This window comes from Paenibacillus sp. FSL W8-1187, from assembly GCF_037965485.1.
GTDB classification, from domain to species: Bacteria; Bacillota; Bacilli; order Paenibacillales; family Paenibacillaceae; genus Paenibacillus_O; species Paenibacillus_O pasadenensis.
On the sequence record NZ_CP150181.1, the window covers coordinates 457,351 to 481,604 of the forward strand.

A 24,254-nucleotide genomic window follows, 5' to 3' on the forward strand; every position below is an offset into this window, starting at 1 on the left:
TCATTGTACCTCGCCGGGGGGAGGGGAGGCCAGCGGCGGACGGGGCGCAGGAGGATGAGGAGGCGGACTTGCGGGACGGAGGGGAGGAGCGGGCGGAAGCGCGTTGCTGGGAACACGGAGGGATGAAGGAGGGACGAGGGAGGGATGAAGGAGGGATGAAGGAGTGAAAAAGGAGGGAAAAAGGAGTGAAAAAGGAGGGACGAAGGAGCGGAGAAAGCGGAAAGACCCGCGGCCCATCGGGGCGGCGGGTCTTCGGAATGCCTGGGAGGGCTTGCGGCAAGGCGTGAGGCAAAGGTCTGTGGCAGGGCCGGGAAGGCTTACGGCTTGTAGAAATTCTGCGTATAGCGATAGTCGTAGACGCCTACGCCGAGATTCGTGTAGCTTTCCGCTAGCATCGCTTTGCGGTGGCCAGAGGAATTGAGCCAGCCGTTATGCGCCTCGATGGCGGAACGGTAGCCGTAGGCGATGTTCTCGGCGGCCGCGACGTAGCGGATGCCTTCGGCCTTCATCCGGTCGAACGGGCTGATCCCGTCCGGATCGGTATGGCTGAAATAATCGCGCTTGGCCATGTCGGCGCTATGCTTGCGGGCCGCAAGGGCCGCCGTGTCGTCCCAGGCCAAGGCATGGAGGCCGCGCTTGGCGCGCAAGGCGTTGGTCAGATCGAACACCTGCCGCTCATAACCGGAAGCGAGCGCCTCGGCGGCCGGCTCGGGACCGGAAGGGGCGCCGGCAACGACGAGCACGGCGTCGAGCTTGCCTTCGTCGAGCGTATCGAGATAAAACGTCGTGCGGATGCCTCCGGAAGCAAAGCTATGCGTCTTGGCGGATCCTTCGATCTTCTGACCGGAAGCCTGCTGGAGCGCGGCGGCGCTCATGCCCGGACGAAGCGTCTTCCACAGGCCGCCGCCGTCCTCGTAGGACGCCGCCGTCCTCGTAGGACGCCGGGGAGCCGGAATAGAGGGCGACGACCTTGCCGCCGGCCACGCCAGCCTGCATGTAGCGGCTGTAGTCCTTGTTGTAGACGTACCAGGTGAAGCCTTCGAGCGCGGGGGCCTTGCGGTCCGGAGCTCCGAGCGCTTGCAGCAGCGACGCTTCGCTGTCGCCAAGCTGGATGCCGCGCAGCTGCGGCCCGGCCGCGGCTGTCGCCGGAGCCGGCGTAGCCGAAGGCGACGGCGAGGCGGACGGCGAGGCGGAAGAAGCAGGCGATGCGGATGGCTTCGGCGAGGCCGAAGGAGCAGGCGAAGCCGAAGGCGCAGCGGATGGGGCCGGAGAGGCGGACGGCTGCGCCGGGTAAGCCTGGAGCATGCGGCGGAGGAGGGCGACCGCCTCCGCGCGGGTCAGCGTGCTGCCGCTCTCGTAGCCGGCAGCCGTCGACGCCGTGCGCCCGCTCGCGATGCCTTCCGCGAGCAGCCAGGCCACGGCGTCGGCTTCGCCTCCGGAGCGCCCGGCGACGGAGGCCAGCAGCCGCGCGGCCTCGCCCCGCGTATAGCGGGCGGCCGGCTGCGCGGCATGGAACGCTGCCCAGCCTTCGGCGGCGGCAGCGGCATAATACGGCGCGTGCCAGGCCGCGCCGGAGGCTGCGCCCGCGGCAGGCGAGGCGCCGTAGGCGCGCGCCGCCAGGGCGAGGAACTCCGGCTCGCTGAGCGCAGCCGAGGGCCGGAAGCGGCCGTTGCCGTCGCCTTGGGCGAAGCCGGCGGCGACGGCCCAGGCGATGTCGCCGGCGGCCCAATGCTTGGCGGGGACATCGGCGAAGCCGGCTCCTTGCGCGGCGGCGGACGAAGGAGCGGCGACGCTGCCGGCGAGCAGGGAGGCGACGAGCAGGGAGGCGACGAGCAGGGCGGCTGCCGCGACGCGGACAGGATGCTGGCTCTGCGGGGAGCCCGCGAGGGTGGCGGATGGGCCGAAGAGGTTGCTGAAGAGGTTCATCAAATCTGATCTTCCTTTCTGGATGCGGGAATGGATGTCCATTGGACGCGCGGGACAGGCCGAGGTCGTGCGGAGTGGATCTAATTACTCCAAAAGTCCCGGTTGCGGAGGGAGTTCCAACGCGGTAGCCCGAAAAAAACGGGCTGCAGGAGCCGGGAGGCCGAAATCCGAGGCCGTAACCCGAAAAAAACGGGCTGCAGGAGCCGGGAGGCCAGAATCCGACGCCGTAACCCGAAAAAAACGGGCTGCAGGAGCCGGGAGGCCAGAATCCGACGCCGTAACCCGAAAAAAACGGGCTGCAGGGGCCGGGAGGCCGAAATCCGACGCCAAAACCCGAAAAAATCGGGCTGCAGGAGCCGGGAGGCCGAAATCCGACGCCGTAACCCGAAAAAATCGGACTGCAGGAACCGGGAGGCCAGAATCCGACGCCACAGCCCGAAAAAAACGGGCGGCGTCCTTTTACCGTTTCTCCATCTGCTTCTGACGCCCGGCTAACAAAAGTTCTTTAGCCTAGTAAAGATTGGGTTCGAGATGGAGAGACATCGGATCGCGGACGGGCGGGATGGACAAGCCTGCTGCGACAAGAGGAGGAACAGGAACGTGCCGAAGGAAGAGCGGCGCCAAGGGCTCCAGGCGCAGGGATGGATGACAGGGAATAGGGAGGCTTCCGCCGGAGGTACCGGCTCCCGAATCGGCGAGGCTTCTGGCGAAAAGGCGGCGGCAGTCGCCGCTTGCTCCATGCGGGACGGCCGCCGTCATCAGGACGGGCAGAGCTTCATGCGCGACGGCCGCCGCCGGCAGGACGGACAGCGTTCCGTGCAGGCTGAGCCGCACAGGACGCTCAGCCTGCGCGGTCTGCAGCGCCGCCTGCGGCGCATGCCGTGGCGCAAATGGCTCGCCGGCGGACTCGCCGCGAGCTTGATCGCGGGCCTGCTGCCCGTCGCAGGCCCGCTGCCGCAAGCGGCGGCAGCGCCGGCTCCGAACGGCGGCTCGCTGTCGCCGGTCATCGTGACGGAGATCGTGCCTGATGATGTGACGACCGGAACGGATGTATACGAGTTCTTCGAGTTGCATAACCTCGGCACGGTGCCGCAGGACGTGACGGACGCGCTGTATTACCGCTATACAACCAGCAGCTCGCCGGATCTGAAGTTTGCCCTCCCCGCCGGCACGGTGCTTGCCCCTGGCGAGACGAAGGTTTTCTGGTACAACGTCAGCTCCTTGGATCTTTCCCTGTTCAATGCCTATTACCGGACCGAACTCGCTCCAAGCCAGGTCGTATCTATTCCAAAGCAGCCGACTGGCGGCTTTTCGGGCTTTGCCAACGGAGGGAACAGGGCTGTTGTCCTGAAGACGAACGGCGAAGACAAGGCCATCGCGGCTTATCAGGGGACTGAGGTGAAGGCTAACCCGACTCTCGGCGTCCACTACCAAGCCTCCCGAACGGCCGAGCAGGGCAAATACGCCGTGCTGGCCGTGCCGACGCCGGGCTCGGTCGAGGCGGGCCAGCTGATCGCGCCGCCGCCGCCCGTCGTGCCGGGCCAGCCGGTCCTCGCGCATGAGCCGGCTGCGTCCGCCAAGGGCGGACAAGCGCTGCCGATCGTCGCGCAGGTGGCGGACGGCGACGGCCAGCCGCTCCAGACGGCGACAGCGGCCGTCTATTACCGCACGGTCAACCAGTCCGTGTACAAGAGCGCGGCGCTGCGCCCTGCGGACGGCGGCGGCACCGCGTTTGCAGGCAGCATCCCGGCGGCGGCCGTCGCCGAGGAGACGCTGTACTACTACATCCAGGCGGACAACGGCGGGGTCAAGGGCACGACTCCTGCCGCCGCGGTCCAGGTCGAGCTGCCGCAGGCCGATCCCGACCGCGTGCCGCCGCTGCTCGTCACCGAGGTGACGCCGGATACGGCGAACATCGGCGGCTCCGACGGCTACGAGTTCATCGAGATCTACAACAATACGGATCGCGAGCTCGATTTTGGCGATTACAAGCTCTACTACCGCTATCCGGAAAAAGGGCCGGAAGCCGACGTCGTCTGGGCGAGCGATCCGGAGCAGGTCACGATTCCGGCGCAGAGCGCCATCGTGCTGTGGGTCATCAATGCGGCCAACGGCTCGGCGACGGCCGCCCAGTTCAACGCGAACTTCGGCAGCTCGCTCGTCGAAGGGCAGAACCTGTTCCGCGTGCACAGCGCCGGCATGGCCAACGGCTCGCCGCGTGCGCTCGTCATCGGCACGAACGCGCATGTCGACATCGCATCCGCTTCCTATGAGGCGGCGGACGTCAAGGCGGACAAGGGCATCCAATACCGCTACCCGACGCTCGGCGGCAAGGACATGCTGAATCTCGGCCCGGCCGCGGCCAAGTCGACCCCCGGCAGCGTAGAGCCGTGGCAGCTGCCCGCCCGTCCGGTCCATGCGGCCGACGACGCGGCTGCGCCGGCGCTGCTCGACCGCACCGGCGTCGCCGAGGCGGACGCGTCCAAGGACCTCGACATCCGGCTCGAGGCGGAGGACGAGAGCGGCATCAAGTCCGTCCGGCTCCAGTACCGCACCGACAAGAGCGATTGGGCGAGCTTTTACCTGACGCAGGACTACAACGACACGTACTATCACTACCTCATCCCGGCGGCCGATCTGATCGGCAAAAGCTACGTCGAGTACAAGGCGGTCGCCTCTGACGGCCAGAACCGGACGGAGCTGCCGGCCGTGCGCGTGCCGGTGAAGGATGGCCGCGACAAGTCGCCGCTGCGCCTGAACGTGGCCGAAGGCCAGTTCGTCCGGGGCGTGCAGACGCTCAAGGGCACGGCGGAGCAGCATGCGCCGGGCGAGCTGCAGCTGGCGCTGGACGGCAAGACGGTGACGGAGGGCGTGTACGCCTCGCTCGAGCAGGACGCCTATCTGGCGTTCGACGTCAGCGGCGTCGACTACTATTTCAAGAACGCGGTGACGATCGGCAAAGAGATTCTGTATACATTCATGGATCCGATCCCGTCGTGGCGCACGCTGCTCTATCCGATCGGCCAAGAGCGGCTGAAGGCCGGCGACAACGGCATCTGGATCCGGGTCGGATCCAAGTCCGGTCCGTTCGACGACCGCACGGAGGAAAACAAGGACGACTTCCAGATGCGCAACGTGCGCCTCATCCTGGCGGACGGCACGATCATCTACGATCCGGCTTATGCGGACCGGAGCAAGGTGCTGGAGATGGGCGACAAAGGCAAGATCGAAGGGATCGAGTTCAAGTTCCCGCTGCTCGCCGAGCAGCTGCGCTCCCGCACGTACGCCTGGGATACGACGGCGGAGGCGGACGGCAAGCATGAGATCGTCCTGACGGGTCCGGGGGGCTTGTCGCTCGCCCGCAGCGTCGTCGTGGACAACGCGGCTCCGGTCATCGCGCCGACCGTGGAGGAAGGCCGGACGTACCGCGGCGCCTTCGCGATCGACGCGGCGATTACGGATGCGCTCTCCGGCGTGAAGGCCGCTTCGGTCGCGGCGACGCTGGACGGCAAGCCGGTGAAGCTGCCTTATGCGGCGACCAGCTCCGCGCTGGGCGGCGGCGAGCATGTCCTCATCATCGCGGCCGAGGACAACGCCGGCAACCGGACGGAGCGGACGGTCCGCTTCCTCGTGCCGGACGAGAACCCGCTGGCGCCGGAGCTCGTCGCTCCGCTGCAAGGCGCGGACGTCTCCGGCTCCTCGGCGGAGCTGGCCGTGCGGGTCGCCGACCCGACGGGCGACGAGCTGAGCGTCGGCTTCTACGAGGGCTTCAAGCATAGCGCGGAGCGGAAGGAATCGTTCCGGGCGTACGCCGGCCAGGCGGCCGTCGAGCCGCCGCCGGTGCTGCGGCCGGAAGGCGAGCGCGAGCTGACGGCGGCCGAATACGCCCGCATCGCGTCGGCAGACGGGGACAAGCTGGTGAACGACGCCACGGACGCTTTCCCGTACCACCGCTTCGAGATCAAGCTGGACGCGGCGGTGAAGCCGCAGGACGAGGTCCGTCTGGAGTGGAAGGGAAGCTCGCTCGCGGGCCGCAAGGTGACGCTGTACGCCTGGAGCGCGTCCGCAGCCAAGTGGGAGCGGCTGGCGCAGAACGTGCCGGCGGACGAGGGGCCGTTCGAGCTGAGCGCCTCGGTGGAGGCAGGCGCCTACGCCGTGGACGGAGTCGTGCACGCGCTCGTGCAGGACGAGATCGCTGCCGCTCCGGCAGCCGCAGGCGGCGACGGGCAGGAGGGCGGAGCTGCCGCCACCGCCGCCTCGGGGCGGGGCTATGACTTCTCCTTCGTCTGGATGTCGGATACGCAGTATTATTCCGAGAGCTGGCCTTTCATCTATGAGGGCAATACGAAGTGGGTGCTGGACAACCGCGATGCGATGGACATCCAGTATGTCATCCATACCGGCGACATCGTGGACAAGTCGTACAAGCCCGAGCAGTGGGACAACGCCCAGCGGGCGATGAAGCCGTTCGACGACGCGGGCATGCCGTACGGCGTGCTGGCGGGCAACCATGACGTCGGCCACCAGACCGGCGACTATACGGAGTACGGGAAGCATTACGGCGAGGACCGCTTCAAGGACAAGCCGTACTACGGCGGCTCCTACGAGAACAACCGCGGCCACTACGACCTGATCTCCGCCGGCGGCCAGGACTTCATCATCGTCTACATGGGCTGGGGCATCGGCGAGGAGCAGATCCAGTGGATCGACGGCGTGCTGAAGCAATATCCGGAACGCAAGGCGATTCTCGCCTTCCACGAGTACCTGCTCGTCTCCGGCAACCGCGCTCCGATCGCCGACGAGATCTACGAGCATGTCGTGACGAAGAACAAAAACGTGTTCGCCGTGCTGTCGGGCCACTACCATGACGCCGAGACGAAGATCGACGAGATCGACGACAACGGCGACGGCGTGCCGGACCGCAAGGTGTACCAGATGCTCGCGGACTACCAGGGCGCGGAGATGGGCGGCCTCGGCTACATCCGGCTGATGCAGTTCAACCTCGCGGCGAACCGCGTGGACATCAAGACGTACTCGCCGTATCTCGACGACTACAACTACTACGATGCCGACGTGCATCCTGGCAAGGACGAGTTCAGCCTCGAACTGAACCTGGCCCCGATGGTCAAGCGGGTCGCGACCGACTCGATGACCGCGAGCGTGTACACGCAGACGCCGATCGGCTCCGTGCAAAAGGCCGCGAGCGGCGCTGTCGCGCGCGCGGTATGGACCGGTCTGGCGGACGGGCTGCATCAATGGTATGCCGTCGCCCGCGACGAGCATAGCGGCTATGCGCGCTCCGACATCTGGAGCTTCGCGGCGAAGGGCGGCGCAACGCCGACGCCGAAGCCGACGACAAGCCCGACACCGACGCCGAGCGCCGAGCCGACGCCGGGTACGGGCACCGGGCCGGGACCGATCGCGACGCCGACGCCAAGCGCGAGCCCGACGGCGAGTCCTTCGCCGAGCGCGGCTCCGTCGCCGACGCCGAGCGCCAGCCCGGCTCCAAGCGCAAGTCCTGCGCCGAAGTTCAGCGACGTCGAGCCGGGCCACTGGGCGGTCGGCGCGATCGGCCGCGCGGCAGCGCTCGGCATCGTGACGGGCGACGCGGACGGCCGCTTCCGCCCGGACGCCGGCGTGAGCCGCGCCGAGCTGGCGACGATGCTCGGCCGCGCCCTCGGCTGGCCGGACGGCGGCCGCGCGGACAGCTTCGCCGATGCGGCGAAAATTCCGGCGTATGCCCGCGGCTATGCCGCCCAAGCGGCAGCGGCCGGCATCATCGGCGGCTACGCGGACGGCACGTTCGGGCCGCAGCGCGCGTTGACGCGCGCCGAGCTCGCCGCCGTCCTGGCCCGCGCCGCCGGGCTGCAGACGCCGGCCGGCGCCAAGCCGGACTTCGCCGATGCGGCGAAGATTCCGGCCTGGGCGAAGCCGTACGTGGCGGCCGTGCAAGACGCCGGCCTCATGAACGGCATCGGCGGCGGCCAGTTCGCTCCGGCCCAGCCGGTGACGCGCGCCCAAGCGGCCGCGGCGCTGATCGGGCTGATCGACCTGCGGGCGAACCGCGGCTAAAAGGTGATATTCCGTTGCGGCCTCCCTTTAAACAGGGGAGGCCGTATTTCTGTCTCTAGCATGAAGGAGGCAGGAGTATGTCATCCGATCGACGTATATACTAGAAACAGATAAAGGACATCAATTCCATTATTGAGGGTGAAGCGATGCATATCGAAGGCTTAAGATTAAAAAACTATAAAGTGTTCAAAGATTTGAAATTAACGGATTTGCCTAATATGGTTGTTTTCCTGGGAGCAAATGGGTCGGGGAAATCGACTTTGTTTGATGCTTTTGGATTTTTACATGATTCTCTGGTGGACAATGTCCGTGCGGCGCTTACCAAACGAGGCGGGTTCAAGGAAGTCATTTCGCGAGGCGAAAAGGGACCGATTGAATTTGAAATCAAATTCAGGCCTGACCCGGAAGAGCCTCTTGTTACTTATGAGCTTCACATTGATCTGGACGAACGTGGGCTTCCCATTGTCAGCAAAGAACTTTTAAAGTATCGTCGAGGCAAGCATGGAAGGCCATGGCATTTCCTGGATTTCTCTAGAGGCTCAGGAACGGCAATTATCAATGAAGATGAGTATGGACAATCAGGCGTGGAGGAAAAAAGAGAAGAGCAAAAACTAGACTCCCCAGATATTTTAGCGATAAAGGGGTTAGGCCAGTTTCAAAAATTCAAGCAGGTGGCTGCATTTCGAAGGCTGATTGAAGGCTGGCATGTTTCTGATTTTCACATCTATGCGGCACGTTCCAGCCAGGATGCCGGGTACGCGGAGCATCTTTCGACGACAGGGGAGAACCTTCCGCTCGTGGCCAAATTCCTCTACGAGCATCACCGTGAAAAATTCAATGCGATTTTACGCAAAATGGAAGAAAGAGTGCCTGGAGTAAGTTCGGTTGAATCTACGGAGACGGAAGATGGCCGGATCGTGCTGAAATTTCAGGATGGTTCCTTCAAGGATCCTTTCATTGCGCGTTATGTGTCGGATGGCACGATTAAAATGTTTGCTTATTTAGTGCTTTTGAATGATCCGAAGCCCCATCCGCTGCTTTGTATTGAAGAGCCGGAAAATCAGCTGCATCCAGACTTGTTATATGAACTTGCCGAAGAGTTCCGCTCCTATACCGAAGAGGGAGGACAGGTATTTATTTCGACACACTCTCCAGATTTTGTGAACGGCATTGCTCTGAATGAGCTTTTCTGGCTGACCAAGCAAGAGGGATTCAGTCACGTCAGTCGGGCTGGCGATGTGGAAATTCTTCGTAATTTGGTTCGAGAAGGCGATCTTCCGGGATATCTCTGGAAGCAAGGCTTTTTTCAAGGAGCGGGTCCTCTCCAATGATGCTTATCTTCCTCTTAGAAGAGATTTCAATGAAAGCTGCGCTCGATGAGCTTCTCCCTAAAGTGATCCCTCCTCAGGTAGCATTCATGACGATCAAGCATGAGGGGAAATCGGATTTGGAAAAGTCGATTCCGATCAAGCTGAAAGCCTTTCGTACGCCGCATACGTACTTTGTCATTTTGCGCGACAAGGACACGGGGGATTGCATGGAAATAAAGAACCGCTTGAAATCGCTATGCGAAAAGGGAGGCAGGCCAGATACATTGGTTCGTATCGTCTGCCATGAGCTGGAATCGTGGTTTCTGGGCGATCTTCAGGCTGTCGAAAAAGCATTTTCACAAGAAGGCTTATCCGAGCTTCAAGAAAAGGCTAAGTATCGCGATCCTGATCGATTAGCCAATCCTGCCCAAGAATTAGGGAAATTGGTTCCTTATCGCAAGCTTGCTGGATCAAGGGCGATTTCGCCGTTCTTAAGCGTGGACGACAACAAATCCCGCAGCTTTCAAGTTTTTATAAGCGGCATTCATTCTCTACTTAAAAAAGCAGACCATCCGATTCAATCCTCTTGATCCTCGAAACCATGGTGAAAGCGAAAGCAGCCGTGGTTTTTTTGTTGGTCCTTTTAAACGAAATTTAACTACCGCGCGGCCTTCGGGAAAGACTATGATGAAAGGATCAGCTAGCGGCTCGAACACAGGGAAGCGGAGGAGGCGGCGCATGAACGGAAAAGCGAGGCTGCTGTACATCGAGGACGATCCGGAAATCGGCGGCTGGCTGTCGCGCGATCTGCGGGAGCGCGGCTACGAGGTGGAGTGGCGGCAGAGCGGCGAAGGAGCGGAGGCGCTCGCGGAGACGGCCGACATGGCGATCCTCGACGTGATGCTGCCGGGACTGGACGGCTTCACGGTCGGACAGAAGCTCAAGCGAGGCTGCCCCGGCCTGCCGATCCTCATGCTGTCCGCCCGCTCGGCTGTCGAGGACAAGCTGCAGGGACTGCGCTTCGCCGACGATTACATGACGAAGCCGTTCCATCCGGAGGAGCTGGCCGCCCGCATCGAGGTGCTGCTGCGCCGCTTCGGCAAGGGCGAGGACCAGCCGGTGCGTCTCGGGCATCTGCTCGTCCGCCCGCGCGAGCTGACCGTCACCGACGGAGAGAGCGGGGAGGAGATCGCGCTGACGCCGAAGCAGCTGCAGATTCTGCTTTTCCTGCTGCGCCACCCCGGACGCATCCTGACGAAGGAGCAGATCTACGAGTCGGTATGGGGCGAGCCCTACCTCGAGGGGGACAAGACGGTCATGGTGCATATCCGCTACTTGCGCGAGCGCATTGAAAAGGACCCCGCCAACCCGTCGCTGATCGAGACGGTGCGCGGCATCGGCTACCGGGCGAGGCCGTCGTGAGCCGCCTGCCATCGCCCCGCCGCCTGCTCCGCCGACTCCGCCGGCCGTCGCTGCTCCTGCGCTACGGCGGCATCGTGCTGTCGGCGATCATCCTGCTGCCGCTGCTGCTCATGCTCGTCGGCGTCGTGACGATGACGTCGCTCGGCTGGCTATGGCCGCGGGACGAGCCGTCGATCTATTCGGACACGACGAAGCTGCGCCTCGCGTGGGAGGCGGAGGCGGCCGCGATGGGCGGGGAAAGTCCCGCTGAAGCGGCCGCCCGCATGGCGGCCTGGAAGGAGCGCTACCCCCGCACCTATATTTTTCGCGTCGATGCGGAGGGCCGGCTGCGGGACGTCATGCCGGCGCGCAAGGACTTGCCGTCCGTCTGGTCCGCGGCCTATACGGTCGAATATATGAAGGATGCGGTGAGCGGCGACCGCTTCACGGTCGTCAGCTTCGTCGGCTCCTCGCGCACGGAGGGCTTCATCGCGATGGAGGTGCCGCGCTATTTGACGCTGCCCTACTCGCAGCGGATGGACCGCGTGAGCGGCGGCGTATACGCGGGCGGCGTGCTGCTCATGCTCGGCCTGTTCCTGCTCGTGTCGATGCTGTTCTTCCTGCGCATCCGCCGCCGCCTCGTGCGACTGCAGGCCGCGATGGAGCGCCCGTCGGCCGGCGGCCTGCCGGAGCCGGTCGAGCTGTCGGGCGCCGACGAGATCGGAAGGCTCGAGGGCAGCTTCAACGGCATGGTGCGCCAGCTCGAGGACGCCCGCCGCCGCGAGCGGCAGGAGGAGGAGCTGCGGCGGGATCTCATCGCCCGCCTCTCCCATGACCTGCGCACGCCGCTCACCGTGCTGCGGGCCCATGCGCATACGCTGGCCAAGGAGCCGCTCGGACCTTCCGGCCGCGAGTCGCTGTCGCTCATGACGGGCAAGCTCGATTATCTCTCGGAGATGATGGAGAACCTCTTTTCCTACAACCTGCTGTCCGCGGGCAAATATCCGTACCGTCCCGAGCGGCTCGACGCCGCCCGGCTCGTCCGCACGCAGCTGGCCGCCTGGTACCCGGCGTTCGAGCAGGCCGGCCTCGAGCTGGAGTCGGATCTGCCCGAGGAGCCGCTCTGGTGGACCGCCGATCCGCGCTGGCTGGAGCGCGTGCTCGACAACCTGCTGCTCAACGTGCTGCGCCACGCCGCCGCCGGGGGCTGGAGCGCCGTGCGCCTGTCGCCGGAGGCGGGCGGCACGCTCCGCGTCGAGGATCGCGGCCCCGGCATGGACGCTCCGTCCGCGGCCAAGGGCAGCGGCCTCGGGCTGGCGATCGCGGAGCTGATGCTGCGCGAGCAGGGGCTCAGCCGCACGGTCCGGTCTTCGCCGGAGGGAACGGTCGTGGAGATCCGGCCGGCGGAGCGGGCTGGCGCGGACTCGGCCGCCGGCGGCTCGGCGGATCGAGGCGCAGATCAGCCCTGAGGCGGGAGGAGCCTCGGCCCGGCTCTGTCCGCAAGAGAGACGGCCTTCGCATCCCCACGCCGAACCTGCGGACAGGCGCCTAGCAACGCTGACGCTCAAGCGCTCCAAAACCTGAACAGCCCGACCGGGATGACGCAATCCCGGTCGGGCTTTTTTCTACGGAGAAGGATTGCTCCGAGCCTTCGCCGGCAACCGGCGCGAACTCGCCCCTACGGCGTCACCTTGACGTTGTCGAAGCGAGTCTCGTTGTACATCGAGCGCAGCCCGGCCTTGCCGTGCAGGAAGGGGGACGGGCTGTTGTCCGCGTAGGTCAGCTTCGGCGCGTTCATGTCGCCGACGTAGACGCGGATGACAGGCCCGCTGACAGACACCTTCATCTTCTGCCAGGCTCCCGAGGCGATCGGCAGCGGCGCGTAAGCGAGCTGCTGCCAGCCGTAGTTCATTTTGCCGAGATAGACTCCGTCCGGCTTCAGGAAGGCGTAGTACCCTTGCACATAGTCCGGGTTGTTCGCCAGAACGGTGCCGTTCGACGGGTTGTTCACCCGCGTCAGGATGCCGGCGTCGCCGGTCGTGCCGACCAGCTTGATGTCCGCCTCGACGGAGTAGTCCGACCACAGCGAGGAGCCGACGACCGTCTTGGCAAAGCCGCTTCCCGCCGCAGCCAGCTCCCCGCCTGCGACCGACCAGCCGCCCTCGAAGCGCGTCCAGCCGTTGTCGTTGCCGTCGCCAAAGTCGTCCGTAAATACGCTCGGAGCCTGCCCCCGCTCGAACGTCAGGCTGCTGAAGTCGAACTCGCCCTGCACCGTCTCGACCCTCAGCTCATGGTAGCCCGCCGTCAGGTAAAGCCCCTTCTTGGCGACGTTGATCCACTTCTCCCAGTCGCCGCTGCCGCTCGACTGCACGACGCCGGTCAGGTCGGCCGCGCCATCCCAGATGCGGAAGCCAACGGAAGGGAATGTCGTGGCGATGCGGGCGCTCACGTCGTACAGGCCGGTCTCGGCGACGTTGACCCGGTACGTGAGCCATTCTCCCGGCTGGTTCCAGCCGACGACCTCCTTGCCCTCGGCCGCGGAGGAACGGATGTCGACGCCGTCGCTCCGATAGGCGCCGCCGGTATTGCCGGCCGTCAGGTCATGGTAGCCGACGCTCTCCCCGCCCTTGCGGTAATGGACCGCCTCGATCGTGCCCGGCAGCGGCTTGTAGGCGTTCCAGACGCTGCTGCCCTCGACGTCGTTGCTGAACGCCGTGTAGCCGAAGTCGGCGTGGGCGTCGAGCGTCGAGTAGCCGATCCGGCCGCCGCCGAGCCCGCCGACAGCGCGCGTCTGCTTTTTCATGCCGTCCACATAGATGGAAAAGGCCGAGCCGCGCTTCTCCACGCGGATCTGATGCCACTTCGTATAGTCGTATCCAGCGGGCAATGCCGAGTATTGCCAGCCCTGCGAGACGCCGCCGACGACGAAATTCGTCTCGAGCCGGTTCAGCTTGCGGTTCAGCACGGCGGTGCCGTAGCTGTTCTCGTCCGTATAGGAGAACACCGCTCCATACAGCGGATTGGCGCTCGTGCCCATCTTCATCTGCTTGGCATGGAATTCGGCCGTATAGTCGGACTCGGTCGAGGCGGCCGTCACCTGGCGATGCCAGACGGAGGTGCCGATCGTGTCCTGCCACATCAGCTCCTGGTTGTAGATGCCCCAGGTTCCGCCGCCGACGTTGGTCCAGCCGGAGCCGATCGCCGTCCGCGCGAACCGGTCCTCGAACGTCGGTCCGGCCGGATTCGGCTGGGCGCCGGCCGTCGGGCCGAGCACGGTCATCCGGCCGCCGTTCCAGGCGACGCGGTCGAGGTTCATCTTGCGGCCGGGATACGTGGCGTTGCCCTGCGAGGCATGGCTGTGGTACACCATGTAGTCGGAGTCGAGATCGGGACCTTTCACCATGGAGCTGTGGCCGAGGCCGACGTTGCTTCCTTCCGTGCGGATGAGCACGGGATTTTGGCCTGCGGCAGGGACGAAGCCGGTCGTCGGGCTCGAGCCGGCCGCATAGTCGACGCGGTAGGCGGTGCTCCAGACGTGGTTGCCGGTATAGGTCATGTAGTAGGTTCCGCCCCGCTTGAACGTCGTCGGTCCCTCCGTCCAGCCGGCCATCGAGAACCCGGCGGACACCGGCGCGCCGAAGGAGAGCGGCGAGCTCATCGGCCGGACGTCGATCCGGTCGGCTCCCGTCGAGTAGAAATACCAGCGGCCGTCGTCGTCGATGAAGACGTGGCCGTCGATGCCCATGCCGAGATTGCTCGTCTGCACGGTGAACGGTCCGAGCGGGCTCGGGCTCGACAGCACGTAGTGGCCGTGGCCGGCCGGGGACGTGTACATGTAGAACAGGCCGTTCCAGTAGACGACCTCCGGCGCGTAGGCGCCCTTCGTGAGCGGGTCGGTCGCGCACAATCCGCGGTAGGTCCAGTCGACCAGGTTGGTCGACGACCATACCTTCACGCCGGTCTGGTCGTCGACCGTGCTGACATAGAGGTAGTAGACGCCGTTGAACTTCAGGAGGTACGGATCGCCCTCGCCGTAGAAATCCCCGTTGGCCCAATGCCAGGAGGAGGGCAGCGAGAAGGGGTTGCTGTAGGCTCCCGCGGCGGAAGGGAGCAGCACGAAGGCAGCGGCGGCGAGCAGCAGAGGCTTCCATTTCATGAACGATCATCTCCTTTGAGCGGATAAAAGCAAAAGCTTGCCTTCCCTAGGGCATCGGGCCTGTCGCCCGGCATCTCCTCCCCTCCGGCAAAGTCGCTTGATAGCGCTTGCAATTCCGGAGTATAGCAAATCGGCTGGAAAATCGAAAGAACTATTTTCGATTTTATGGAATAAATGATGAATGTTCCCATATAGCGGGAGGATAGGGCCTTGAAGCCGCTATTTATAGGGAATATTCGGCAGCGGGCAGGAAGATCGGAACTCGCCGGCTTCCGACGAGCACTCTCTCGGAAAGCCTGTCCCCATCGTGAATCGATCCGATATAGGCGAAGGAAAGCGTTGACATGAAGAAGATAGAGAGGCTATAGTCACAAGGAAAACAAATAAAATGGAATAAAACATAATAACGGTTGTATTCCTCGGTCCCGCATCGGGACGGCAAAGGAGCGCGAGAAGCGATCATGACGACGAAAAGCTACATCAAGGACTACCCCCGGCCGCAGCTGGTCCGGAGCGGCTGGATCAATCTGAACGGCGAATGGCGGTTCGGCTTCGACGACGCCGACGAGGGGGAGAGGCTCGGGTGGCCGCGGCAGTTCGGGGGCCGGCTCGGCATCCAGGTGCCGTTCACCTATGAGACCAAGGCGAGCGGCATCGGCCAGGAGGAGCATCACGCGCAGGTCTGGTACAGCCGTGCCGTGGACATCCCCGCCGAGGCGGAGGGCAAGCGCGCGCTGCTGCATTTCCAGGCGGTCGATTACCGGGCGAAGCTGTGGGTCAACGGCCATTATGTCGGCCAGCATGAAGGCGGCTATGCGGCGTTCAAGTTCGACATCACGCCTTGGCTCGCCTTCGGGGAGGAGAATACGCTGACCGTCAAGGTCGAGGACAGCCTCGACGCGACGCAGCCGCGCGGCAAGCAGCGCTGGGTGCAGGACAGCTTCGAATGCTTCTATGTGCAGACGACGGGCATCTGGCAGACGGTATGGATGGAGTTCGTCGAGCCGGCCCATCTGGCTGCGGTCAAGACGACGCCCGATCTCGACGCCCGCACCGTCCGCTTCGAGTACGAGGTGGCGGGGCTGCGTGCGGGAAGCGAGCTGCGGCTGGAGACGATCGTCACGCTGCGGGGGCAGACGGTCAAAAAGGCGAGCCTCGTCCTCGACCGGCCGCGGCTGCAGCTGGAGCTCGATCTCGTCCACGAGGCGAGCGGCCCGTGGATGCAGAGCCATTGGTCGCCGGCGCATCCGAGCCTGTACGACGTAGAGTTCATCCTGTACGAGGACGGCCGCGAGGCGGACCGCACGCTTTCCTATTTCGGCATGCGCAAGATCTCGATCGAAAAGGGGCAGGTGCTGCTCAACAACGTGCCGCTCTACCAGCGCCTCGTCCTCGATCAGGGCTACTGGCCGGACACCCATCTGACGCCACCGTCGGAGGAGGCGATCCTCGAGGATATCGGCAAGCTGCTCGAGATGGGCTACAACGGCGTGCGCAAGCATATGAAGGTGGAGGATGCGCGCTTCCTCTACTGGTGCGACGTGAAGGGCGTGCTCGTCTGGTCGGAGATGGCGGCCACGTTCGAGTTCAGCGACCAGGCGGTGGAGTGGTTCACGCGCGAGTGGATGGAGGTCGTCCGGCAGCAGTACAACCACCCGTCGATCGTCGCCTGGGTGCCGTTCAACGAGTCGTGGGGCGTCCCGAACATCCTCAAGGACGAGCGCCAGCAGAAGTTCACCGAGGCGATCTACCACTTGACCAAGGCGTTCGATCCGCATCGTCCGGTCGTCGCCAACGACGGCTGGGAGCACACCGTATCGGATATCCTGACGCTGCACGACTACGTCGAGCGCGGGGAGGAGTTCCTTCGCCGCTACGCGGCCAAGGACGATATCCTCGGCAACGGCATCAGCTTCAACAAGTCGAAATACGCCTTCGCGGACGGTTATGCGTACCGGGGCCAGCCGGTCATCGTCAGCGAGTTCGGCGGCATCGCCTTCCGCTCCGAGAAGGGCTGGGGCTACGGCAGCCAGGCGGGCAGCGAGGAAAGCTTCCTCGAGCGCTTCCGCAGCATCCACGAGGCGATCCGCGCGACGGACTACATCGTCGGCTACTGCTATACGCAGATCACCGACGTGCAGCAGGAGGTCAACGGGCTGCTGACCGAGGACCGCCGGCCCAAGGTGCCGCTGGAGAAGATCCGCGAGATCAATCTCGGGTAGCGGCTTCGCGTTTTAACCGTATTTTAACCGGCTTCCTCCCCGGGATTTAACCTCGGTCCGTTACGATGAGGTCAGAGGTGATGGACATGAATCATGGCATCGGCCAGCCCCTCGGCCAAGAGGGGCGCCAGCCCTGGCTGCTCGAGACGAGCGGCCTGACGAAGAAGCTTGGCGGCAAGACCGTCGTGCGGGATGTGGAGCTCCGGATCGGCGAAGGAGACATTTACGGCTTTCTCGGGCCGAACGGCGCGGGCAAGACGACGACCATCCGCATGCTGCTCGGCCTCGCCAAGCCGACGCGCGGCCGCGTGACCGTATTCGGCAAGGATTTGGCGAAGAACCGGCTCGACATTTTGCGCCAGGTGGGCTCGCTCGTCGAATACCCGTCGTACTACGGCCATCTGACGGGCCGGGAAAATCTGGAGGTCGTGCGCCGGCTGCTGGACGCGCCGCAGGAGCGGATCGCGGAGGCGCTCGGCATCGTGCGGCTGGAAAAGGATGCGAACCGCCCCGTGAAGGGCTACTCGCTCGGCATGAAGCAAAGGCTCGGCATCGCCGCCGCCCTGCTCGGGCATCCGCGGCTGCTCGTTCTGGACGAGCCGACGAACGGCCTCGATCCGGCCGGCATCCAGGAAATCCGCGAGCTGATCAAAAGCCTGCCGCAGCAGCGCGGAGTCACGATCCTGCTGTCGAGCCACCTGCTGTCCGAGGTCGAGCAGATGGCGACCCGCGTCGGCATCATCACGAGCGGCAGCCTGGTGTACCAGGATCGCATCGAGCAGCTGAAGCGGCGCACGGCCGGCCGCATCCGCCTTGCCGTCAGCGAGCCGGAGGCCGCCTGGAAGCGGCTGCTCGAGCAAGGCTGGGAGGCGCGGCGCGACGAGCGCGGCTTGACCGTGCCGGGCGGCGACGACCGCGACATCGCGGCGATCGTGGCGGAGCTCGTGCGGGAGCGGCATGCCGTCTACCGCGTCGAGGAGGAGCGCTCGTCGCTGGAGAGCGTGTTCCTGGAGATGACGGGCACAGGGGGGAGCCTCTGATGCTGGCGCGGGCGATAGCGGCCGAATGGCTCAAGCTGAAGCGGAAATGGATCCTGGCGCTGGCGGTCATCGGCCCGCTCGGCGTCGTCCTGCTGCAGGCCGTCAACTATGGGCTTCGCTATGACTACTTGATGAAGCAGAACGCGGACGATCCGTGGGGCGGGCTGCTCCAAGCGACGACCGGCCTGATGCTGCCGGCGCTGTTCATCGGGTTGGTGCTCGTCGCCTCGCTGTCCGCGGGCGTCGAGCATGCGGCAGGCGGCTGGAAGCAGCTGCTGGCGCTGCCGCTGACGCGGCTGCAGGTGTTCGCGGCCAAGACGCTGCTCACGCTGCTGCTCCTGCTGCTGTCATGCACGCTGCTGGCCGTCTTTACGCTGGCGTTTGGCGCCGTGCTTGGATTCAGCCTGCAGGAGCTGCCTTGGCCCGATCTGCTGCGGCAGTCGTATGCGCCGTATGCGGCGGCGATGCCGTTCGTCGCGCTGCAGATCGGGCTGTCGCTCGCCATCGGCAACCAGGCGGTGCCGATGACGATCGGGGTGCTCGGCATGGTCGTCAGCCTGTTCGGCATGCTGCTGCCGGACTGGGTTCCGTACAACTGGCCGTGGCTCGCGCTGAAGGCGGAGACCGCGCTGCGTGCGGCAGCGGCGGGGCTGGGCGGAGGCTTGCTGCTGCTCGCGGTCGGCTGCATGCATTTTACGCGGAAGGATGTGAGCTGACATGAGGCTGCTGCTGTCGGGAAGAAAGCAGCGTTGGGGCAGGAGAAGGCCGCTGTCGGCCGACTGGATGCGAGAGGGGCGTGTGTCGGCATGAGAAGACTGCTGTCGGCCGAATGGACGGGAGAGGGGCGTGCCGTCATGAGGAGATTGCTGTCGGCCGAATGGACGGGAGAGGGGCGTGAGCCGTCATGAGGAGACTGCTGTCGGCCGAATGGACGGGAGAGGGGCGTGAGCCGTCATGAGGAGACTGCTGTCGGCCGAATGGACGGGAGAGGGGCGTGAGCCGTCATGAGGAGACTGCTGTCGGCCGAATGGCTCAAGCTGCGCCGCTCCATCGTCTGGCTGCTGCTGCCGGTCAGCCCGCTGATCGCCTTCGCCGTCGCCTGGAAAGCCCCGCTGGAGGCGATCGGCGGAGCGGGCTGGATGGAGGCGTACATCATCAGCGCCAATGTGCACGGACTGATGTTCCTGCCGCTGCTCGTTGGCATCTTTGCGGCGCTGCTGTGCCGCTTCGAGCATGCCTCGGGCGGCTGGAAGCAGCTGCTCGCGCTGCCGGTTCGCCCAGGCGCGGTCTATTTGTCCAAGCTGGCCGCGCTGGCCGGGCTTGTCGCCTTGCTGCAGCAGCTGCTCGGAGCGGCGCTGCTCGCCGGCGGCCTGCTGCGAGGCATGGACGGCGGCGTGCCGTGGGCCGAGCTCGGCCGGGCGCTGCTCGGCGGCTGGGTCGCCTGCCTGCCGCTAGCAGCGCTGCAGCTGTGGGCTTCGTTCGCGTGGTCCAGCTTCGCGGCTCCGCTCGTGCTGGGCACCGTGTTCACGCTGCCCAACATGCTCGTCGTAAACTCCGAGCGGTTCGCCCCCTGGTACCCGTGGGCACAGCCGCTGCTCGCGATGATGCCGCGATCGGAGGAAGGCTTCGGCGCATTCAACGTCCCCGCCGAGTCGCTGTTCCTCGTCATCGGCGGCAGCTTCGCCTTGTTCCTTGCCGCCGGCTGGCTGCATTTCCGCCGGCGGGCGGTGTAGCGGGCCGGGTCGGCTGGGGGCGCGGCGGCCGACACGACCGGGGGGCGCAGCGGCCCGAGGCCTAATCCAAGGCAGAAAAGTGCCTTGGATGGGCCGGATCTCGGCCGAAGGGGCCGGATCCAAGGCAGAAAAGTGCCTTGGATGGGCGGATCTCGGCCGAAGGGGCCGGAACCAAGGCAGAAAAGTGCCTTGGATGGGCGGATCCCGGCTGGATGGCCGAATCCAAGGCAGAAAAGTGCCTTGGATGGGCGGATCTCGGCTGGATGGGGTAGCGTCAAGAAGTATGTGTAAGCAGCAAGATATTCCCAGTCAAAATGGGTTGACGTCACTCTTGGTGGTGGGGGTAGCGTTTCTCAAACATCTGCTTCAACCTACGTTTTACCGACGGGTCGCCGAAGCCGCGAATGACTTTCTTGCCATAATACTCGTTGTACTCGCTAGCCGTCAGGTAAAGGATTTTCTCGACCGCCTCCATGTTGGTCAGGCTGTTCATGGGCTTAAGTCGTTTGCGGAATTCCTTGTTCATGCGTTCAATCGGGTTGGACGTGTAGATGGCCAGCTTCATTTCGGCGGGATACGAGTAGAACGTAAGCAGCGTGTCGAGCTGGTTTTCCCAGGACTGAATTTCTTTGGGATAGCGCTTCTGCCATTTGTCCTTAAGCCGGTCAAAAGCAGCCAGAGCCAAGTCCCGGTCTAGGGCGTTGTAGACGGTTTTGAGATCGGCAACGAAGTCCGTCTTGTCCTGCATGCGGATCTTGGGAAAGGTCGAGCGCACTTTGTGGACGACACAGTGCTGGACGTCGGCTTTGGGAAAGGCTTCCCGGAAGGCCGTATCCAGCCCAGGCAGCCCATCGAATACGCCAAGCAGAACTTCCTCCACGCCGCGCTGCTGCAAGTCTTTCAGCACGTCGCGCCATACGTTGGCACTCTCTTTTCCCCCGACGTAGAAGCCGAGGATGGATCGGTACCCGTCTTCGTCGATGCCCATCGCAAAACAAACGACTTCGCCGCTGACCGTGCTGCGCTTGAGCTTGACGTACATGCCGTCGAGGTAAATGACGGAGTAGCGCTTGCCGAGCGGCCTTGTCTGCCAGCGCTCCACGTCTTCCAGAACCGTCGAAGTGATGTTGCTAATCGTGGTCGGCGAGTACGCTTGACCGAACATGCCTTCAATGAACCGAGCGATGTCGCGGGTCGGCATGCCGCCTTTGTACATCTGAATGACGGCCTCCTCCAGCCAGCCGTCGCGCCGCTGATAGGGCTCGAACAGCTGCGTTTGGAAGTCGCCGTTTCGGTCTCGGGGCATCTCCAGATCCTCGATCAGGCCGTAGCGGGTGTGCAGATCCCGGTAGTAGTAGCCGTTTCGGCTGTTGCGGATACCCGCTGCCGCAGCCTCGGCCATGTGGTGCTGAATCTCCGTACGGATGAGAAACTCGATCCGCTCCTTTACGAAGGGGATGACAGAATTTTCAAAGAGATGGTTCAGGTGGTTTTCGGTTATACTAGTCATGAAGTAGGGTCCTTTCTTGGTGGCGTCGTAACCCCGAGAATACCCTACTTTTTTTGTGCCTAGCTAGGCTCCAAATGTTGGTACACAACTTATTGTACGTCACCCTGGATGGCCGAATCCAAGGCAGAAAAGTGCCTTGGATGGGCGGATCTCGGCCGAAGGGGCCGGAACCAAGGCAGAAAAGTGCCTTGGATGGGCGGATCTCGGTCGAAGGGGCCGGAACCAAGGCAGAAAAGTGCCTTGGATGGGCCGGATCTCGGCCAAAGGGCCGAATCCAAGGCAGAGGAGTGCCTTGGATTCCCGAGAATCGGCCGAATGGCCGGAGTCTCAAGATTGAATAAAGCGTCCGAGTCACCTTAAGGTGGCACGGACGCTTTTCAGGTTTCCAGCAATGGCCGAGTTAGCCCCCGACTAGCTCCAGCAACCGACCGCCCTAGCCACCGACCGCCCTAGCAACCGACCGCCCCAGCCCCCGACGGCTCCGGCTACCGTCTGCCGGTCTTGTCGGCCGCGATCAGGAAGAACATCGGCCGTCGGGCCTCCTCCGCCCAGGCGGGATTGCGCTCGAGCATCTCCGCCGTCGGAGCGAGCTCCGACAGCTGGCGGATCGAGAAGCCGGCGGCGAGCAGCGCGTTCAGATACGTGGAGACGGTGCGATGATACTTGATGACGTCGCTGCCGAGGAAGCGGGCGGAGCGCAGGCCCTGGTCGTGATAGCGGTCGACGGGCCAGTGCAGCTTCTCGCCGTTCGTCCCGTACTGCCAGTCCTGCGCAGGCAGGGCGGTGAAGATCGGATGCTCGACCGAGAAGACGAAGCTGCCCCCGTCCGCGAGCGCGTCATGCACCTTGATCGCAGCTGCGGCGAAGTCGCCGACATAGTGGAACGCGAGCGAGCTCAGAACGACGTCGAATTCCCCCGGAAGGAAAGCGATGTCTTCGATCGCGCCGCGCCGAAAGTCGATCGCGGGATCGTCGGTCAGCTCGCGGGCGCGTTCCAGCATCTTTTCCGACAGGTCGATGGCGAGCACGGACGCCGCTCCTTGCTCCCGCGCGTAGCGGGCATGCCAGCCGTAGCCGCAGCCGAGATCGAGCACGCGCTTGCCGTCAAGCGGCGGCAGCATGGCGCGCAGCGCCGGCCATTCGCCGGCGGCGTCCAGCCCGCCCTGCGAACGGGGCATCCGGCTGTAGCGGTCAAAAAACTCCGGATCGTCGTATTTGTTTTCCTTCATCGTGCAAGCCCCCTTTTCTCTTATTTTACCTCGCCCGAGCTCGGCGCAACCGGCAGAGAACGGCTTGAGCCGTTTTTTATGCGTGGCCGGCATCCGGCGCAAGAACGGGAAGGCCAGCCAAGACGGGCCATGCCAGCCAAGACGGACCATGCCAGGCATGGCCGGGCGACGCTGCAATCATGCGAAAGCCCGGCCTCTCGGAAGAGGCCGGGCAATGGACATGCGGCTTCGCGCAGCGGCGGGAACAACCGCTTTAGCCGAAGTAGCCCTTCATCGCGTTGGACCAGACGTAGCTCGTCGTTTTGTCCCAGTTGATCGACCAGGTCATGACGCCGCGGAAGCCGGAGTAGCCGCCCGGAGTCTGCAGCGTGTACTGGCCGCCGAACGATTGGCCCTTGGTGAGGTAGTTCAGCGCCTTGACGATGTCGGCCGGCTGCGTGTAGCCGCCGCCCGCCGCGGCCGGAGACGACGGCAGGCCGATCGCGACCTGGTCGGCGCGCAGCGCCGGGAACAGGTTGCTGGCGTTGCCGGCGATCGGGAAGCCTTTGAGCAGCACCTCGGCCATCGCGACCTGGAAGTCGGCCGTGCCCTGGGCGTAGGACTTGCCGTCGAGTCCTTGCATGGAGCCGCTGTTGTAATGCTGGACGTGGATGTAGTCGAGCTGGTCGCGCACGGCGTGGATGACCGGCAGGTAGGCGCCCCACGGGCCGCCGTAGGCGATCTGGCCGCCCTGCACGTACGCCGTTTCCGGCGCCATCGTCAGATCGAAGCCGGAGCCGTACGTCGCCATGATCTCCTTGATGGCGCTGATCAGGTTGACGACCTTGGGCGTCGTCGGGTTCTTGAAGTCGGTGTCGCCGCCGTTCAGCGACAGCGAGCTTCCTTCGAGGTCGATGTCGATGCCGTCGAAGCCGTACGTATCGATGATGTTCTTCAGCGAGCTGACGAAGCTGGCCTTGGCTGCCGCCGTGTTCAGCTCGACGGTGGCGTTGGCGCCGCCGATGGAGATGTGCACGCGGCGTCCCTGGCTTTGCAGGTAGGCGACGTCGGCCTTGAACTGGGCCGGGGTCGTCTGGAACGGCACGAACGTGAGCGTCGCATGGTCGCTCAGCGTCTCGGCGAAGCTGACGTTGATGACGTTGAAGTTCGGCGACACGTCGCGCAGCGGGATGACGCCGGAGCCGTTGTCGAAGTTATGCCAGTAGCCGACGACGACCTTGCCGGTCGAAGGCGTGGCCGAAGGAATCGGCGTGGCGGTCGGCGCGACCGTAGGCGTCGGAGTAGCGGTCGGAACCGGCGTTTTGGTCGGAGTCGGCGTCACCGTCGCGGTAGGCGTCGGCGTCACGGTCGGCTTGGGAGTCGGCGTGGCGGTCGGAGTCGGAGTGGCTGTCGGCGTGGCGGAAGGCGTCGGAGTCGGCGTCGTGCCGCCCGTCGGCGTCCACAGCGCGGGCACGTTCGGCGGCTCCCAGCCGGTCAGCGCCGTATGGGACTGCACGCAGCGGTAGTCCTTGCCGGCGTACGTCACGACGTCGCCCGCCTTGTAGGCGGTGCCGGGCGTCCAGGCCGCGGCGCCGAACACCGTTGCCGGCACGATCGCCACCAGCAGCATGAGGATCAGGGTAAGGGCAAGACTTTTGCGTTTCATCAATCCATCC

Annotated in this window: 15 protein-coding genes; 9 read left to right on the forward strand and 6 right to left on the reverse strand. The window is 64.5% G+C overall.

Annotation, left to right across the window (positions count from 1 at the left end; genetic code table 11):
- Positions 1–317 precede the first annotated feature (317 nt).
- Together NYE40_RS02145 and NYE40_RS02150 are read right to left on the reverse strand one after the other, a co-directional pair.
- Positions 318–875: a CAP domain-containing protein gene (locus NYE40_RS02145; protein ID WP_028599392.1), complete on the reverse strand. Its 558-nt coding sequence runs from the start codon at positions 873–875 to the stop codon at positions 318–320.
- The gene (locus NYE40_RS02150; protein WP_028599393.1) at positions 811–1,926 is read right to left on the reverse strand and encodes a CAP-associated domain-containing protein; all 1,116 of its coding nucleotides are present in this window, start codon (positions 1,924–1,926) and stop codon (positions 811–813) included. The genes NYE40_RS02145 and NYE40_RS02150 overlap by 65 nt, the downstream gene beginning before the upstream one ends.
- 600 nt (positions 1,927–2,526) lie before the next feature.
- Between NYE40_RS02150 and NYE40_RS02155 the strand changes: the two genes are divergently transcribed.
- The 5 genes from NYE40_RS02155 (at position 2,527) to NYE40_RS02175 (ending at position 12,178) form a co-directional block, all read left to right on the forward strand.
- Complete coding sequence (locus NYE40_RS02155; protein ID WP_339279223.1) at positions 2,527–7,998, forward strand: S-layer homology domain-containing protein; 5,472 nt, start codon at positions 2,527–2,529, stop codon at positions 7,996–7,998.
- 146 nt (positions 7,999–8,144) lie between these two features.
- Positions 8,145–9,329 carry an AAA family ATPase gene (locus NYE40_RS02160; RefSeq protein WP_028599394.1) on the forward strand — a complete coding sequence of 395 codons (1,185 nt, stop codon included), beginning with the start codon at positions 8,145–8,147 and terminating at the stop codon, positions 9,327–9,329.
- Positions 9,326–9,898, forward strand: coding sequence for a DUF4276 family protein (locus NYE40_RS02165; RefSeq protein ID WP_028599395.1), 573 nt, complete (start codon positions 9,326–9,328; stop codon positions 9,896–9,898). The genes NYE40_RS02160 and NYE40_RS02165 overlap by 4 nt, the downstream gene beginning before the upstream one ends.
- Positions 9,899–10,046: 148 nt before the next feature.
- Positions 10,047–10,730, forward strand: a complete 684-nt coding sequence (locus tag NYE40_RS02170) for a response regulator transcription factor (RefSeq protein WP_028599396.1) — start codon at positions 10,047–10,049, stop codon at positions 10,728–10,730.
- The gene (locus NYE40_RS02175; protein WP_052333355.1) at positions 10,727–12,178 is read left to right on the forward strand and encodes a HAMP domain-containing sensor histidine kinase; all 1,452 of its coding nucleotides are present in this window, start codon (positions 10,727–10,729) and stop codon (positions 12,176–12,178) included. Before NYE40_RS02170 ends, NYE40_RS02175 begins: the two co-directional genes overlap by 4 nt.
- Before the next feature lie 209 nt (positions 12,179–12,387).
- On the opposite strand, the gene NYE40_RS02180 is transcribed toward NYE40_RS02175, so the two are convergent.
- Positions 12,388–14,865, reverse strand: a complete 2,478-nt coding sequence (locus tag NYE40_RS02180) for a family 43 glycosylhydrolase (RefSeq protein WP_028599397.1) — start codon at positions 14,863–14,865, stop codon at positions 12,388–12,390.
- Between the two features lie 461 nt (positions 14,866–15,326).
- Between NYE40_RS02180 and NYE40_RS02185 the strand changes: the two genes are divergently transcribed.
- The 4 genes from NYE40_RS02185 (at position 15,327) to NYE40_RS02200 (ending at position 19,860) form a co-directional block, all read left to right on the forward strand.
- Entirely contained in the window at positions 15,327–17,087 is a 1,761-nt protein-coding gene (locus tag NYE40_RS02185) for a sugar-binding domain-containing protein (protein WP_339279224.1), read from the forward strand.
- Positions 17,088–17,167: 80 nt separating this feature from the next.
- Positions 17,168–18,127: an ABC transporter ATP-binding protein gene (locus NYE40_RS02190; RefSeq protein ID WP_339279225.1), complete on the forward strand. Its 960-nt coding sequence runs from the start codon at positions 17,168–17,170 to the stop codon at positions 18,125–18,127.
- On the forward strand, positions 18,127–18,843 hold the full coding sequence (locus NYE40_RS02195; RefSeq protein WP_339279226.1) for an ABC transporter permease: 717 nt from the start codon (positions 18,127–18,129) through the stop codon (positions 18,841–18,843). The genes NYE40_RS02190 and NYE40_RS02195 overlap by 1 nt, the downstream gene beginning before the upstream one ends.
- A 288-nt stretch (positions 18,844–19,131) precedes the next feature.
- Positions 19,132–19,860, forward strand: a complete 729-nt coding sequence (locus NYE40_RS02200) for an ABC transporter permease (protein ID WP_101808410.1) — start codon at positions 19,132–19,134, stop codon at positions 19,858–19,860.
- Between the two features lie 325 nt (positions 19,861–20,185).
- Here NYE40_RS02200 and NYE40_RS02205 read toward each other — a convergent pair whose 3' ends face one another.
- From NYE40_RS02205 to NYE40_RS02215, 3 genes are all read right to left on the reverse strand, one after another.
- Positions 20,186–21,370 carry an IS256 family transposase gene (locus tag NYE40_RS02205; protein WP_101807766.1) on the reverse strand — a complete coding sequence of 395 codons (1,185 nt, stop codon included), beginning with the start codon at positions 21,368–21,370 and terminating at the stop codon, positions 20,186–20,188.
- A 485-nt stretch (positions 21,371–21,855) separates the two neighbouring features.
- Positions 21,856–22,599, reverse strand: coding sequence for a class I SAM-dependent methyltransferase (locus NYE40_RS02210; protein WP_339279227.1), 744 nt, complete (start codon positions 22,597–22,599; stop codon positions 21,856–21,858).
- Positions 22,600–22,852: 253 nt separating this feature from the next.
- Positions 22,853–24,244 (reverse strand): glycosyl hydrolase family 18 protein, encoded by a 1,392-nt coding sequence (locus tag NYE40_RS02215; protein ID WP_339279228.1) that lies wholly within the window; start codon positions 24,242–24,244, stop codon positions 22,853–22,855.
- Positions 24,245–24,254 lie beyond the last annotated feature (10 nt).

Coding starts and splice junctions, on each gene's coding strand:
- NYE40_RS02145 (WP_028599392.1), bottom strand. CDS start 875: ATGAGCGCCGCCGCGCTCCAGCAGGCTTCCGGTCAGAAGATCGAAGGA.
- NYE40_RS02150 (WP_028599393.1), bottom strand. CDS start 1,926: ATGAACCTCTTCAGCAACCTCTTCGGCCCATCCGCCACCCTCGCGGGC.
- NYE40_RS02160 (WP_028599394.1), top strand. CDS start 8,145: ATGCATATCGAAGGCTTAAGATTAAAAAACTATAAAGTGTTCAAAGAT.
- NYE40_RS02165 (WP_028599395.1), top strand. CDS start 9,326: ATGATGCTTATCTTCCTCTTAGAAGAGATTTCAATGAAAGCTGCGCTC.
- NYE40_RS02170 (WP_028599396.1), top strand. CDS start 10,047: ATGAACGGAAAAGCGAGGCTGCTGTACATCGAGGACGATCCGGAAATC.
- NYE40_RS02180 (WP_028599397.1), bottom strand. CDS start 14,865: ATGAAATGGAAGCCTCTGCTGCTCGCCGCCGCTGCCTTCGTGCTGCTC.
- NYE40_RS02185 (WP_339279224.1), top strand. CDS start 15,327: ATGACGACGAAAAGCTACATCAAGGACTACCCCCGGCCGCAGCTGGTC.
- NYE40_RS02190 (WP_339279225.1), top strand. CDS start 17,168: ATGGACATGAATCATGGCATCGGCCAGCCCCTCGGCCAAGAGGGGCGC.
- NYE40_RS02195 (WP_339279226.1), top strand. CDS start 18,127: ATGCTGGCGCGGGCGATAGCGGCCGAATGGCTCAAGCTGAAGCGGAAA.
- NYE40_RS02200 (WP_101808410.1), top strand. CDS start 19,132: ATGAGGAGACTGCTGTCGGCCGAATGGCTCAAGCTGCGCCGCTCCATC.
- NYE40_RS02205 (WP_101807766.1), bottom strand. CDS start 21,370: ATGACTAGTATAACCGAAAACCACCTGAACCATCTCTTTGAAAATTCT.
- NYE40_RS02210 (WP_339279227.1), bottom strand. CDS start 22,599: ATGAAGGAAAACAAATACGACGATCCGGAGTTTTTTGACCGCTACAGC.
- NYE40_RS02215 (WP_339279228.1), bottom strand. CDS start 24,244: ATGAAACGCAAAAGTCTTGCCCTTACCCTGATCCTCATGCTGCTGGTG.